This window comes from Exiguobacterium sp. S22-S28, assembly GCF_043359615.1.
In the GTDB taxonomy this organism is placed as follows: Bacteria; Bacillota; Bacilli; order Exiguobacteriales; family Exiguobacteriaceae; genus Exiguobacterium_A.
The window spans coordinates 1-13243 of the sequence record NZ_JBHFFC010000013.1 but is presented as its reverse complement, the minus strand read 5'-3'; the positions used below and the strand labels follow the sequence as shown (position 1 = coordinate 13243).

Annotated in this window: 16 protein-coding genes and 1 riboswitch; of the genes, 13 read left to right on the top strand and 3 right to left on the bottom strand. The window is 44.2% G+C overall.

The features are described from left to right. Positions 1 to 106: 106 nt before the first annotated feature. From ACHA8N_RS03175 to ACHA8N_RS03165, 3 genes are read left to right on the top strand one after another with little or no spacing between them, the layout of a single operon-like run. Positions 107 to 547: an Ohr family peroxiredoxin gene (locus tag ACHA8N_RS03175; protein WP_147512259.1), complete on the top strand. Its 441-nt coding sequence runs from the start codon at positions 107 to 109 to the stop codon at positions 545 to 547. A gap of 27 nt (positions 548 to 574) precedes the next feature. Next, on the top strand, positions 575 to 745 hold the full coding sequence (locus ACHA8N_RS03170) for a hypothetical protein (protein ID WP_167498388.1): 171 nt from the start codon (positions 575 to 577) through the stop codon (positions 743 to 745). 29 nt (positions 746 to 774) lie between these two features. Next, entirely contained in the window at positions 775 to 1287 is a 513-nt protein-coding gene (locus ACHA8N_RS03165; protein ID WP_147512258.1) for a type 1 glutamine amidotransferase domain-containing protein, read from the top strand. A gap of 56 nt (positions 1288 to 1343) precedes the next feature. Here ACHA8N_RS03165 and ACHA8N_RS03160 read toward each other — a convergent pair whose 3' ends face one another. Beyond that, entirely contained in the window at positions 1344 to 1754 is a 411-nt protein-coding gene (locus tag ACHA8N_RS03160; protein ID WP_147512257.1) for a VOC family protein, read from the bottom strand. A 277-nt stretch (positions 1755 to 2031) separates the two neighbouring features. On the opposite strand from ACHA8N_RS03160, the gene ACHA8N_RS03155 reads away from it, so the two are divergent. The 8 genes from ACHA8N_RS03155 (at position 2032) to ACHA8N_RS03120 (ending at position 9759) form a co-directional block, all read left to right on the top strand. Next, entirely contained in the window at positions 2032 to 3453 is a 1422-nt protein-coding gene (locus tag ACHA8N_RS03155; RefSeq protein WP_147512256.1) for a murein hydrolase activator EnvC family protein, read from the top strand. Between the two features lie 207 nt (positions 3454 to 3660). Then, positions 3661 to 4932, top strand: a complete 1272-nt coding sequence (locus ACHA8N_RS03150) for a murein hydrolase activator EnvC family protein (RefSeq protein WP_393964680.1) — start codon at positions 3661 to 3663, stop codon at positions 4930 to 4932. 60 nt (positions 4933 to 4992) lie between these two features. Then, positions 4993 to 5103: riboswitch (TPP riboswitch) on the top strand. 120 nt (positions 5104 to 5223) lie between these two features. Further along, the gene (thiD, locus tag ACHA8N_RS03145) at positions 5224 to 6003 is read left to right on the top strand and encodes a bifunctional hydroxymethylpyrimidine kinase/phosphomethylpyrimidine kinase (protein WP_393964679.1); all 780 of its coding nucleotides are present in this window, start codon (positions 5224 to 5226) and stop codon (positions 6001 to 6003) included. Between the two features lie 109 nt (positions 6004 to 6112). Beyond that, entirely contained in the window at positions 6113 to 7285 is a 1173-nt protein-coding gene (gene tnpB / locus ACHA8N_RS03140; protein ID WP_393964694.1) for an IS200/IS605 family element RNA-guided endonuclease TnpB, read from the top strand. 94 nt (positions 7286 to 7379) lie between these two features. Next, on the top strand, positions 7380 to 8150 hold the full coding sequence (gene thiM / locus ACHA8N_RS03135) for a hydroxyethylthiazole kinase (protein ID WP_393964678.1): 771 nt from the start codon (positions 7380 to 7382) through the stop codon (positions 8148 to 8150). Continuing rightward, on the top strand, positions 8140 to 8778 hold the full coding sequence (gene thiE / locus ACHA8N_RS03130; protein ID WP_393964677.1) for a thiamine phosphate synthase: 639 nt from the start codon (positions 8140 to 8142) through the stop codon (positions 8776 to 8778). The genes thiM and thiE overlap by 11 nt, the downstream gene beginning before the upstream one ends. A gap of 20 nt (positions 8779 to 8798) precedes the next feature. Then, positions 8799 to 9242, top strand: a complete 444-nt coding sequence (locus tag ACHA8N_RS03125) for a hypothetical protein (protein WP_393964676.1) — start codon at positions 8799 to 8801, stop codon at positions 9240 to 9242. 145 nt (positions 9243 to 9387) lie between these two features. Next, positions 9388 to 9759 carry a metalloregulator ArsR/SmtB family transcription factor gene (locus ACHA8N_RS03120; protein WP_147512250.1) on the top strand — a complete coding sequence of 124 codons (372 nt, stop codon included), beginning with the start codon at positions 9388 to 9390 and terminating at the stop codon, positions 9757 to 9759. Positions 9760 to 9798: 39 nt separating this feature from the next. On the opposite strand, the gene ACHA8N_RS03115 is transcribed toward ACHA8N_RS03120, so the two are convergent. Further along, entirely contained in the window at positions 9799 to 10416 is a 618-nt protein-coding gene (locus tag ACHA8N_RS03115) for a CHASE3 domain-containing protein (RefSeq protein WP_393964674.1), read from the bottom strand. 160 nt (positions 10417 to 10576) lie between these two features. Beyond that, a complete protein-coding gene (locus tag ACHA8N_RS03110) occupies positions 10577 to 11446 on the bottom strand; it encodes a YitT family protein (RefSeq protein ID WP_147512248.1) in 870 nt (289 codons plus the stop codon). Positions 11447 to 11585: 139 nt separating this feature from the next. Here ACHA8N_RS03110 and ACHA8N_RS03105 point away from each other — a divergent pair, with 139 nt between their 5' ends. Both ACHA8N_RS03105 and ACHA8N_RS03100 read left to right on the top strand, forming a co-directional pair. Continuing rightward, positions 11586 to 12191, top strand: coding sequence for a hypothetical protein (locus tag ACHA8N_RS03105; protein ID WP_393964673.1), 606 nt, complete (start codon positions 11586 to 11588; stop codon positions 12189 to 12191). Between the two features lie 186 nt (positions 12192 to 12377). Continuing rightward, positions 12378 to 13214, top strand: a complete 837-nt coding sequence (locus ACHA8N_RS03100) for a formate/nitrite transporter family protein (protein ID WP_147512246.1) — start codon at positions 12378 to 12380, stop codon at positions 13212 to 13214. Positions 13215 to 13243 lie beyond the last annotated feature (29 nt).

The window sequence follows — 13243 nt, the reverse complement described above, 5'->3', positions numbered from 1 at the left end:
TGTTAGAAAGAGCTCTCTCATTGTTTATTATTCTCATGACAGTGGTAATACAGTTTATGTGGCCGAAACAAGCTACTAAAATTAGCGGATAAAGGGGTTCTTATTCATGACGAAAACAATTCTTACTTCACGTGCAACAGCAGTAGGGGGACGCGATGGAAAGGTCGCCTCTGATGATAACGTAATTAATTTAGATCTTGTCATGCCGGGTACGAAAGGCAAAGAAGGGATTCCTACTTCAAATCCAGAACAATTATTCGCAGCAGGATACGCTGCTTGCTTTGATGGGGCATTCAACCTGATGGCCCGCCAAGATAAAAAACGAGTCGAGACACGTACCAATTCTGAAGTCAGCTTACTGGAAGACGAAGAAGCAGGCGGCGTTAAAATTGCTGCTAAACTTGTTGTCGAAGTAGTGGGTGTGACAGAAGAAGAAGCAAAGGATTTACTCGAGAAAACACACCAATTCTGCCCGTATTCAAAAGCAACGCGCGGCAACATCGATGTTGATTTGTCGGTAAAAGTAGTAGATTCCTTAGACAACTGATTTTTTTTGAAGAGGGAGGAAAGCAAGATGGCTCCAAAAGGAACGGATCGACCAAACGAAAAGTTTGAAGATGAACGAAAGCGTTTGACGGACAAGGAACTTGAGCTTTCACCCGAACAGCAAAAAGAAGTTTTAAAAGGAAAAGATCAGATGCCGGATGATCCGGTCTCATCAAGAGATCGAGGATTCGATAAGTAATGTAAACTTTTATTTGGGGGATGAACGAAATGGGTAAAAAAGTAGCAGTCGTGCTTGCCGATCATTTTGAAGATGTAGAGTTTACCGGACCTGTCGATGCGTTAAAAGAAGCGGGTCATGAAGTGACAGTCATCGGAACAGAAAAAGGTACAGAATTAGTCGGAAAACAAGAGGAAGCAAAAGTCACAGTCGATGTAACAATTGATGAGACTTCTTCTTCAGACTTTGACGCATTATTGATTCCAGGTGGTTTTTCACCGGACTTACTCCGTGAAGACGATCGTTTTGTGACATTTACAGAAGAATTCGATTCATCTAAAAAACCAATCTTCTCGATTTGTCATGGACCGCAATTGATGATCAATGCAAAAATCGTTAAGGGCCGTAAAATGACAGGATATAAATCAATTCGAATTGATTTAGAGAATGCGGGTGTGACGTACGAAGACAATGAAGTGGTTGTCGATGACAACTTCGTTTCAAGCCGTCAACCGGATGATATCCCGGCATTTAACCGTGAAATGCTAGCAAAATTGGTGTAACAGTTTTAAGTAAAAATGAGTATTCGTTGACCTAAAGTCAACGAATACTCATTTTTTTAGTTTTCTGGATAATCACAGAGTTCTGTGATGACCCCATGAGAGTGACGGGGATCCATATAGATTAATCGTCGACCGAGCGGAGTTTTGCGGTACGTGTCTTCTAAAAATGTAATCCCACGTTCTTTTGCTTCCAGAATGGCTTGATCTAAATCATCGACGCGATAAGCAATATGGTGGACACCTTTGCCCCGTTGTTTTAAAAAACGGGCAATCGGGCTTTCAGGGCTTGTTGGTGTTAATAACTCGATATGTGCTTCTTCTTCAAAGGCAATGACTGCGATATTAGAGGCGACCCCGGGAGTCGGATTACTGTACTCACGAACCAAGGTTCCGCCTAAAACGGTCGTATAAAATGTGATGGCTTCTTGCATATCACGAACGGCTATGCCGGTATGATCCAAATGCATAAACAGTTCCTCCTTTACTTCGATAGTCCTAGTGTGTCAAACTCTTCCACAACACGCAATCGGAAAGACCTGTGTGCCGCTTTTCCATCAGGCGAAAAAAGAACTTATCATAAATGACATCTCACTGAAATATAATAGAGCAAAAATGAATGCTATAATCAAAAACGTTCTTACAATTTCTAAAAACTATTATGAAATTTAAATAAAACTAACGGAACACTTACATCAATCATACAAAATACTTATATAAACTACACAGAAAAAGAGGGAATACTACATGAAAAAAACGTTTGCGTCGCTCATTGTTTCCGCACTTATTCTTTCATCTACGCCTCATTTCGTAGCAGCTGATGATTTAAGTGAACAAAAAACGAAAAACGAACAAAAGCAAAAAGAAAATGCCGATACACAAAAAAACTTGGAATCTTCAGTGAATCAAGAAGGGCAAAAAATCTCTAAAACTCAACAAGAAGTCAATCGGTTAGATGAAGCATTAAACGAAAAAATGTTTGCGGTTGAAACAAAAGACCGTCAAATCAAAGCAACCGAAGCAGAGATTGTTGAACTTGGAAAACAAATTGAAAAGTATAAAGCGAAATTAAAAAAGCAGGAAAAATTACTGGGTGATCGTCTTCGTGTCATGCAGGAAAATGACGGGAACTCCATCAAATGGGAAGAAGTCATTTTCGGATCAAAAGATGTCGGGGATCTTGTGAGTCGTGTTTTAGCAGGAAAATCGATTTCACAACAAGATGATAAAATGATTACAGATTACCAAAATACGCAAAAGAAATTGGCAGCTGCCCAACAAGAATTAAAAGATAAAAAAGCTAAATTAGTAACAGAAAAGCAAGAGTTGAAACGTCAACAACAAGAACTTGAGAAACAAATCAAAGAGCGAAACAAACGTTTAAAAGAACTTCGTAAACAAAAAAAGAAATTTGAAACACAGTTGATGGACGCAAAAGAAGTTCAACAAATTTTGATTGCTCAAGAAAAAGCCATCGCGGCTGAAAAAGCAGCGCGCGAACGTGAAGCACGAATTGAAAAAGAGCGTCAAGCACAGGCAGCACGTGAAGCGAAAGCACGTGCAGAAGCGCAGGCTGCTCAAGCAGCGGCAGCTAAAAAAGCAGCGTCTCAACAGCAAGCGGCTGAAGCGGCAGCGGCGAAAGCTGCTGCCAAAGCAAATCAAAAATCGTCTGCTTCGACAGGGTCAACGAAACAATCGGCACCCGCTGTTTCAACACCAACGCCTGAACCAGCACCGACTCCAGCACCATCATCCTCTTCTTTGTTCATTCATCCAACGAGTGGATCGATTACACAAGGATACGGTTCAGCAAGCGGGTCAAACGGTTATTCATTCCATAATGGGATCGACTTTGGAGCACCGGTTGGAACACCGATTGTCGCAGCAGCAACAGGAACAGTCATTACAGCATCAAGCGGTGGTCCATACGGCAACCACGTTATGATTGCACATCAATTAGACGGTAAAACGTACACAACGGTGTATGCGCATATGAGTTCGTTAAATGCACATGCCGGTCAACGTGTCAGCCAAGGACAACAAATCGGCGCACTCGGAAGTACAGGAAATTCAACTGGCCCTCACTTACACTTTGAAATCCATGTAGGTGGATACAGCTACAGTGCTTCAGGTCCAGCGAATTCGGTCAACCCAATGTCGATGTTATAAAAAGGAGAAGAACGTTTGCTACGGCAATCGTTCTTTTTTTGTTCTTTTCCAGGTTTTTAAAAGGTATATTACAAAATAACGCTTTCACTTGAAATATAAATGAAATTTTATTGAAACGATTACGGTGCTATAATCAATCTCAGACAGAATTACTTTGGATTAAGCACTTTTCAAATAAGAAATCATACATAAGTGAGGACATTGAATATGCTGAAAAAATTGCTTTCAACTGTTTTACTAGGAACATTACTTTTGTCAGCTGCACCAAGTGCAGGGCATGCTGCGACGATCAAAGAGAAAAAATCACAGAATGCAGCGGAACAACGCCAACTAAAAAAAGCAATCAAAAAACAAGAAGCTAAAATTTCAAAAGAACAACGTGAAATCAATAAAATCGATGCTGCAATCAATGAGAACATCTTTCGGATTTCAGAAAAAAATAAACAAATCGAGCAATTGGGTCTTCGCATTAAAGAAATGGAAGCGGAAATTGTTCGATATGAAGAAATGTTGAAGCGCCAAGAGGAATTACTAGGTGATCGTTTACGGGTGTTACAAGAAAATGATGGGAATTCCATCAAATGGGAAGAAGTCATTTTCGGATCAAAAAATCTAGGTGATTTGTTCAGCCGTGTTATGGCAGGTAAAAAAATTGCTGAGCAGGATGACAAGATGATTTCTGCCTATCTTGAAACTCAGAAAAAATTAGACGAGATGAAGCGTGATCTCGTAGCGAAAAAAGAAGAGCGTGTCAAAGAAAAACAAGTACTTTTGGTTCAAAAAAAGCAGTTGAAAAAGCAGATGAAAGAACGAAGTGCCACTTTAAAAAAATTACGCAAAGGTAAAACGAAATTTACGACCAAGCTCTTGGATGCAAAAGAATTACAAGCGACATTAGAAGCTCAGGAACGGGCCATTGCTGCGGCAAAAGCAGCTGCAAAGGCAGCGGCAGAAAAGGCTGCAGCTGAAAAAGCGGCGGCTGCACGTGCAGCAAAAGAAGCGGCGAAGTCGCAGGCGAAGAATGAAACAAATGATGCTGTCCCTGTTGTAAGTGTCCCGAGTGGTTCAGCTAAATTCATTCGACCGGCTTCCGGCAGTGTGTCGCAAGGGTTCGGACCGGCAAGTGGAGCGAACGGCTATACGTTCCATAACGGCGTAGACTTTAGCGGTCCAGCAGGATCACCGATTCGTGCAGCTGCATCAGGAACGGTCATCACAGCTGGGAGTGGCGGACCTTATGGAAATCATGTCATGATTTCACATTTTATGGATGGTCAAGTTTATACAACGGTTTATGGTCATATGAATTCGTTGTCTGTCCGTGCGGGTCAAACCGTCTCGCAAGGTCAATCCATTGGGACTTTGGGCAATACGGGTAATTCAACAGGACCACATCTTCACTTTGAGTTACATGTCGGTGGATACCAATACAGTGCGACAGGACCGGCTAATACAGTTAATCCACTCGGATATTTATAAAAACGAGCTGTGGCTCGTTTTTTTTTGAGGGCTGTGCTACAGTGGTAAAGAATTTAATTTAAGAGCAACTAGGGGAGCTGGAGGAGTCCGGCTGAGAGGAAAACCATTCTGTTTTCGACCCTGTCACCTGAACTGGATAATACCAGCGTAGGAAAGTTGAGATCGAAGACATGGAAGATTCAACCGTCTGAGCGGTTATTCATGGCGTCGTCTGCTTTTTTACAGCGGACGGCGCTTTTTGTCGTCTGTTTTCTTTCCTTAGATTTGCTCACACGAAAGTGAGGAAGCGATATGAAACATGTACTGACGATTGCAGGATCTGATTCCGGTGGTGGAGCGGGAATCCAGGCAGATTTAAAAACATTCTCCGCCCTTGGTGTCTACGGTATGAGTGTCATTACAGCAATCACTGCCCAAAATACGTTAGGAGTCCAGGCGGTTGAAGATGTGTCGCCGGCGCTCGTCGAGGCGCAACTCACCTCAATTTTTTCAGATATTCGTGTGGATGCCGTCAAAATCGGGATGGTCTCGAATCAAGAAACCATCCACGTCATCGCGCAACAACTCAAGCACTGTCAAGTTCCGATCATTTTAGATCCGGTCATGGTCGCGAAAGGCGGGCATGATTTACTGCAGACGGATGCAAAGCAGGCATTGATGGAGGAACTGTTACCGCTCGCGACACTCGTGACACCCAATATTCCGGAAATCGAGCGGATGATCGGTTACCCGGTTCAATCGATCGAGGAGATGCGGCAGGCCACAATCGAGTTGTCTAAACAACGGGTGGATTCCGTGTTGCTGAAAGGCGGACATTTGGAAGGGCAACAAGCCACGGATCTTTTATACACACAAGGTCAACACCATTTCTTTGAGCAGGAGCGTCTAGATCGTCTGCATACACACGGGACAGGCTGTACGTTGTCAGCTGCGATTGCAGCACGCCTTGCGTTAGGGGACTCGCTTACCGACAGTGTAGCCCATGCCAAGCGGTATGTGACGGAAGCGATTCGTCATGGTTTTGCGCTTGGGCACGGGATTGGACCGACTCATCACTTTTATCAAAATTAGGCGAGAATACGCCCACTTCTAAACGTTAAGGGCGAAGCCCTAGTGAAAGTGGGAGATGAATCGCCAGCCTGCTTTTCGGGTATATTCTCTTTGAAGGAGGTGAAAAATGGTGTTGAAGCACAAGGCCTACAAATTCAGAATCTACCCCACAAAAGAGCAGGAAATCCTGATCGCGAAGACGATCGGGTGTTCGCGCTTCATCTTCAACCACTTCTTGGCGAAGTGGGATGAAATGTACAAGACCACTGGAAAAGGACTGTCCTATGGTTCTTGTTCCAAAGAAATTCCTGTGTTGAAGCAGGAGTTCGACTGGTTGAAGGAAGTGGATAGTACCTCTGTTCAGATCAGCGTCAAACATCTTGCTGATGCGTTTGACCGCTTCTTCAAGAAGCAGAACGAACACCCTCGTTTCAAGTCCAAGCGCCATCCCGTCCAGTCGTACAAGACCAACATCCAAGGCAAAAACCAGCTTCCTGAAGTATCGATTGGATGCAACAAGCTCAAACTTCCGAAGCTGAAATGGGTTCGTTTCGCCCACTCGAAGCAGGTCACAGGACGGATCTTGAACGCCACGATCCGACGTAACGCTTCAGGCAAATATTTCGTCTCTCTGCTCGTCGAGCAGGAGATCAACGAACGGCCGAAGACCGGTTCATCCGTCGGCGTCGACGTCGGACTCAAGAACTTCGCCACCCTCTCGGACGGCACGGCATACAAGAACGACCGTTACTTCCGTTCGCTTGAGAAGAAACTGGCGCGCGAACAACGTAAGCTCTCCCGCCGTCAACACATCGCCTTGAACAAGAAAGTGAAGCTGTCCGAGGCGAGAAACTATCAGAAGCAGAAACGGAAAGTCGCCCGTATCCACGAGAAGATTGCAAACAAGCGCACCGACTTCCTGCACAAGGTATCGACCGAGATCGTCCAAAGCCACGACGTCATCGGCATCGAGACCTTGCAGGTGAAGAACATGCAGAAGAACCGCAAGTTGAGCAAGTCCATCTCGGACGTCAGCTGGTCGGAGTTCTTCCGCATGCTGGAGTACAAGGCAGACTGGTACGGGAAGACCGTCGTGAAGGTTGGCAAGACCTTTGCTTCGAGCCAATTGTGCTCGAGTTGCGGACATCAACACAAAGACGTAAAACATCTTGGCTTGCGTGAATGGAAATGTCCGAGTTGCGGGATCCATCACGACCGGGATGTGAATGCAGGACTGAATCTCAAACAAGAAGCTGAACGCATCTTAGCTTCTTCAACCGTCGGGACGGCGGGGTTAGCCTGATCAATTTTCGACCGGTAGGTCGGATAACTCAGGAATCCTCCACCTCTGAGCAAAGCGTAGGTGGAGGTAGTTCAAGAATTCTGGAGGGAAAATCATGTTACGAACCATTGAGGAAAAAAAACCATTAATCCATCATTTGACGAATACGGTGACCATTAATGATTGTGCCAATATGACACTTGCACTCGGCGGATCTCCTGTCATGGCAGACGATTTGTTGGAAGTCGAAGAGATGGTGGCACTTGCCGATGCCGTCGTGATCAATACAGGGACGCTGAATCCTGCGATGCGCGAGGCGCAACTGTTGGCAGGTAAAACCGCCAATCGTTTAGGGAAACCGATCATTTTGGATCCAGTCGGAGCAGGGGCGACTACTTTACGAACGGATTTTATGAAGGAACTGATGCAACAGATTCAATTTACGGTGATTAAAGGAAATGCTTCAGAAATCAAAACGTTACTTGGGCAGGCGACGACAACAAAGGGAGTCGACGTCGCCGAAGGAGAATCGCTGGATTTTCATGCAGTCCGGGCGTTTGCAGCCGAATCCAATCAAGTCATCGTGGTCACAGGACCGGTTGACTTCGTAACGGACGGACAGCACGAGCTTCATCTTGATGTCGGAACGAAACGGCTCGGTCAAGTGACGGGGACGGGATGTATGACCGCTTCTTTGATTGCGACGCTGTTAGGGGCCGGTTATGCACGTTTTGAAGCTGCTGCTTTAGGAACCTATTTGATGGGGAAAGCCGGAGAACAGGCGGATGAGAAAAAAGGAATTGGCGATTTTCGGACCGGTTTGTTTAATGCCGTCAGCTTGATGACAGAGGAGACACTCCGGGAGGTGCACTTTAATGAAGCCTGATTATTTAGTGTATGCCGTGACGGATCCACGTCTTCAATCCAGACCTCGGCTGGTCGAAGCAGTGGAAGCGACGATCAAGGGCGGAGCGACGATCGTTCAATTGCGGGAAAAAGAAGCCTCCGGAAAGGAATTTCTAGAAGCGGCCACTCAACTGAAAGCACTCGCGGACCGGTACAGGATTCCGTTTATCATCAATGACCGGATCGATATCGCGCAGCTCGTGCAGGCAGGACTGCACATCGGACAGGAAGACATTCCGTTATCTGAAGCCCGTCGACTCTTGCCGACCGCTACAATCGGTGTCTCGGTCTCGACAGTCGAACAAGCAATCTCGGCTGAACAAAATGGGGCGGATTATCTTGGTGTCGGTTCGCTTTTCCCGACTGCAACTAAAAACGATGCGACGTTCATGTCGAAAGAGACATTGCATGCAATCCGGCAAGCGGTTGAGCTTCCGTTAGTCGGGATCGGGGGCATCACGCTTGAAAATGTTTCAGAAGTAGGGGTGGCAGTGGATGGATTTGCCGTCGTCTCCGCATTATTTGCCCAACCGGATGTCGAACGGGCGACGAGAGAATTTAAAGAAGCCGCCAAACAGGTGCATCAGAGCGTTTCAGACAGGGTATAATCACTGGAGAGGTGATATACGTGAAGTGGCAGTCTATTCGATTTCGGGGACGGTGGATTCGATATAAAATCGAACCACAAATCATTCGAGTCGAAAATCGTGGGAAGTATCATTTAGCAGCAAGTTTGTTTCCTTTTCCCAATCGATATTCGTACCAATTAGCCGTACTGTTAAAAAACAAATACCAACAAAGGTATAAACGATCCTTATTGATTCAAACCAGTTCGATTGCGACAGAGATTTGGGGGCATACTCACCTAGATCTTTTTTACCGGGGGATGTTACGGTTGCCCTTACCCCGTCAATTACGCACGCGCTATCAAGAACGTTTACAAAGTACCGGTATCATCGATATCGGAGTTCGTGCGATTGACAACAATCGGATTGTTTGGGATATCGGAAATTTTTTAGGGGGATGGCTGCTGTATGCCGTTTCGAGACGAAACCGACAGAAAACGAAGTAAAAATATATCCGATGCACAAAAGAATCAAAGCCCGATTTCTCTGCTCCGTTTGGATAGAGAATCGGGCTTTGATTTTGTATTGAAATGGATTTCCTTGCATTTCTTTAAAAACGATGGTGCAATGAAAAGGAAAGAGGTGATGGTAGTGGAGGCACCCCGCTGTGAAACAATTGCCATTGATCGAGCACGTGCGGAAGAAATCGGAAACGTCGTTGATACGATTCCTACAACAGACATTGGGAAGTTATTTAAAGTACTGTCGGATGCGACCCGTCTTCGGATTGCCTACGCTTTAACGGTAGAAGTGGAGCTGTGCGTCTGCGATGTTTCCGCTTCTGTTGACTGTTCGATTGCAACAGCGTCGCATCATTTACGGACCTTGTTAAAGCAAGGATTGGTCAAGTATCGAAAAGAAGGGAAAGTTGTCTATTACTCTTTAGATGATCATCATGTCTCGTCCCTTGTTCATTTAGCGATGGAGCACGTTAATGAAGGAAAAGCGTTATCGACTGAATGACTCAAACACGTATCTGTCCGAAGGACGGTACGTGTTTTTTTAGAAAACAGGTTTTGACCGGTGAAACAAGATGATTGCCGTCGCAATCAGTATAAAAGCCAAAATAGATAAACTGAGACACATCTGCTTATATTCTGCCGTCATTTCGTTGGTCAGCTCAAGTTTTCGTTCCAAGTCACGGTACAATTGATCTTTAACTTGCGCGAGATCTTCCAAAATGGTTTGCGTTGTTTGTGTCGTTTGTTTCGCCAACCTTTTCGCAGATTTCGGATGATCCGTCTCGTAAACGGTGAACACTTTTTCGATTTCTGTTTCCCATGCATTGTTGCGGAGCAATAAGTCTTTAATAGCACCCGGAGTTCGGACGGATGCATTTAAGATACGGCGTAAATCATGAACTTTTGAAGTAGAAAAATAATATTGCTCGATATAACGTTCATCTTCGTACAATAATAATCCCCGAACGGCATTGGCCCGATCACGGTTATGCTCTATCAGTTGATCCACTTGTTTAATCATCGGAACATCTTGTGTGTACATCTCGTGTGTCAGCTTTGAAATGGTTCGATACCCGCTCAACATGTAAAGAAGCGGGATGGAGGCAAACAGACTGACGATCAGAATAAGAATGACACGGTGACGCCAAAGCTGCTTCATACAATCCGTCCTTTTTAAATTCATTATGCTCTTAGCTTAACCACTATTTACCAAAAAGTGAAGAGTTATGCAAAAATAGAGATTACTTTTTTGGATTTACGTCACCTCAAGAAAAAACCGTCACTTATCTAGCAAGTGACGGTTCGATGAGAAAAAAGCTTTAGAAAGAATAGGAATGTTCTTTATAATTGCCGAATACGGTATGAATCTCCGAAAACGTAACAAAGGCGTTGGATTCAACGGAAGAAACGATTTCTTGCAGACGAAGAATTTCGTTATTTTGTACGACGACGTAGACCATCTTTTTCGTTCGGTTGGAATACCCACCGCGTGCATCGAGAATCGTCACACCACGACCAAGTTCTTTTGTGATGACTTCATTGATCTCATCTGCCTTTTCGCAAATGATGATACATTGCTTGGAAGCAGAATAGAAACTATACACTGTCTGAAGTGCTTTTGCTCTGACGAAACTCATGATTAAGGCGTACATAACGTGCTTTAGGTCAAAGACGAACCAAACTAAAACATAAATGACTAAATCCTGCATTAAAAATATACGAGGGAGCGGCCAATTATGAAAACGTGCATAGAAAAATTTCCCGAGAATATCGAGACCGCCCGTCGAAGCGCCGCCGAAAAAAATTAAGGCCATTGCTAGTCCGGAAACCAGTCCGGCAAAAATAGAGGCGACGAGTGGATCGTTTAAAGATTCTGGTACGATTTGTGTAGGAATCCAGTCAATTAGGAAAGACGAAACCACGACGATGAGACCGGACAAAAACATGAAGCGTTTTCTCAAAAAACGGAATCCAAGTAAAAAAAGTGGGATGTTCAGCACCAACTGTGTTAATCCGATTGGTGTATGAAACAATTCTTTGGCAATCAGAGTGATCCCCATGATTCCGCCGGATCCGATATCATTAGGCGATAGCAGAAGACTGATATAAAGCGAATACAACAATGTTCCAACCAAGAGGAAACCGATTTTTTCTGTACGTTTTTTCTTTGTGTGTGTATTAGTTTTCATTGTGATTGATGAGAAATCTCATGCTCCTCCTCCGTTAAAGTATCTGCCTGCAAGAGTACGCTGATATGAAGATTAATTCAACCCTTGATTTGAAAATTAAGAATACAGTGAACGGATTTCAAGAAGGGAGATAATTCGTTTGAAAAGAATCCTGTTGATTGTGTTATGTGTCGGGATGGGTCTGACGACAGGTTCCTGGTTCGTGTTACATCATGAAAAGCAACCGGAAGAAGAAAGTTATAAAGACGGTTCTGTGATCGCACGACACGTTGGAATATCGGTTTCGAATACAGCAGCAATGAAAGAATTAGTCCGACAATTGCCGTTCTCGGAAGCTCTTGAAAATGTTTCCATAGACGGGACCCGTGTAACGATACGGTATGGGGGGAAGGAACAAAGCCGGACAGACTGGCTCGGAAAGAATATAGAGCAACTTCGTAATGAGACGTCGACTTTTTTAGAGAGCCGCTTGTCAAAGGTCATCATGCACCATACACTGGGACTATTTTTAAGTGTATCCGATTTATCTGAACTTCAAATCACGTACCGGGATTCGTCCGTGAAAGTGGCATTTGAAGTGGAACGTCCTCAAATCGAAAATTATACACCGCCGGATATCGAACGTGCCGCTTCTTCTGCCAACCGGTTTAATCGCGTCGTCGTCGAAGACTACGTCTTGGTAGATTCAAGACGTGCAGCCTTCTTCCAAACGTTCGAGAGCGCTTTAAAAATAACCTTCAAATGATAGTTGTATATAACAAGAAAAAGCACTTTTCACAAACTTGACACATTGTTATCGTTTTCATCTCGTTCTTTTGATAAAACGCTAAATAAGGTCTATTCATCACTTGAACATCTTATAAGATGGAAGTATGATAATGAATGAACAAACATTGTGAAGTTTTGAACAAAAGAAAGCGGGGTTTCTACGATGAATGAGGTAGAAGCATTAGAAGGATTACGAAAAAAAGCCGTCAAATCGACGCAAATGTTACACATGCGTCCACTCGAGTATATGGTTCGAGCGATGCTAGCCGGCGTTTTCATTGGTTTTGCCATCATATTTACACTTAAAGCAATCAACGGTCTCTATTTAAATGAATCACCGGTTACGACACTCGTCGGTGGGTTGACGTTTGGTGTTGCGCTCGTCTTGATCGTATACGGCGGTGCGGAACTCTTTACAGGGAATACGATGTATTTCACGACATCAACGATGCGAGGGTTCACTTCGAAAATGGATACGTTTAAAGTCTGGACACTGTGTTTCATCGGGAACGGTCTTGGTGGCCTTGCCTTTGCCTTACTGTTTTCGCAAACAGGAATTATCCAAGAACTTGGCATGGAAAACTGGTTATTTGCTGTGTCTGAGACAAAAATTCATCATACGACATGGGAGATTTTCACACGAGCCATCTTCTGTAACTGGATGGTCTGTCTGGCGATCTTCATTCCGAAAAACATGAAAAATGAACTCGCGCAAATCATGATGATGATGATTTTGGTTGCTGTGTTCTTTGCTTCTGGTTTTGACCACGTCATTGCGAACATGGCATTGTTCTCACTGGCTTTAGTCGTTCCGCATCCAGAAGCGATTTCTTTTGCCGGTGCAATCCATAACCTGATTCCGGCACTGTTCGGAAACATCATCGGTGGAGCATTGTTCATGGGTATGGTTTACACATGGCTCAATAAATCAAAGCTCGAAGTAGATCAATCAAACGAACAGGCAGCAACAGTTAATATCGCTTCAAAACAAAAAGCGTAAAAAGATGTTGAGGATAGAAAAAAGAAGGG

Bases quoted from the DNA above. Each gene is read 5' to 3' on its own strand.
- ACHA8N_RS03175 (WP_147512259.1), top strand. From the start codon at position 107: ATGACGAAAACAATTCTTACTTCACGTGCAACAGCAGTAGGGGGACGC.
- ACHA8N_RS03170 (WP_167498388.1), top strand. From the start codon at position 575: ATGGCTCCAAAAGGAACGGATCGACCAAACGAAAAGTTTGAAGATGAA.
- ACHA8N_RS03165 (WP_147512258.1), top strand. From the start codon at position 775: ATGGGTAAAAAAGTAGCAGTCGTGCTTGCCGATCATTTTGAAGATGTA.
- ACHA8N_RS03160 (WP_147512257.1), bottom strand. From the start codon at position 1,754: ATGCATTTGGATCATACCGGCATAGCCGTTCGTGATATGCAAGAAGCC.
- ACHA8N_RS03155 (WP_147512256.1), top strand. From the start codon at position 2,032: ATGAAAAAAACGTTTGCGTCGCTCATTGTTTCCGCACTTATTCTTTCA.
- ACHA8N_RS03150 (WP_393964680.1), top strand. From the start codon at position 3,661: ATGCTGAAAAAATTGCTTTCAACTGTTTTACTAGGAACATTACTTTTG.
- thiD (WP_393964679.1), top strand. From the start codon at position 5,224: ATGAAACATGTACTGACGATTGCAGGATCTGATTCCGGTGGTGGAGCG.
- thiM (WP_393964678.1), top strand. From the start codon at position 7,380: ATGTTACGAACCATTGAGGAAAAAAAACCATTAATCCATCATTTGACG.
- thiE (WP_393964677.1), top strand. From the start codon at position 8,140: ATGAAGCCTGATTATTTAGTGTATGCCGTGACGGATCCACGTCTTCAA.
- ACHA8N_RS03115 (WP_393964674.1), bottom strand. From the start codon at position 10,416: ATGAAGCAGCTTTGGCGTCACCGTGTCATTCTTATTCTGATCGTCAGT.
- ACHA8N_RS03110 (WP_147512248.1), bottom strand. From the start codon at position 11,446: ATGAAAACTAATACACACACAAAGAAAAAACGTACAGAAAAAATCGGT.
- ACHA8N_RS03100 (WP_147512246.1), top strand. From the start codon at position 12,378: ATGAATGAGGTAGAAGCATTAGAAGGATTACGAAAAAAAGCCGTCAAA.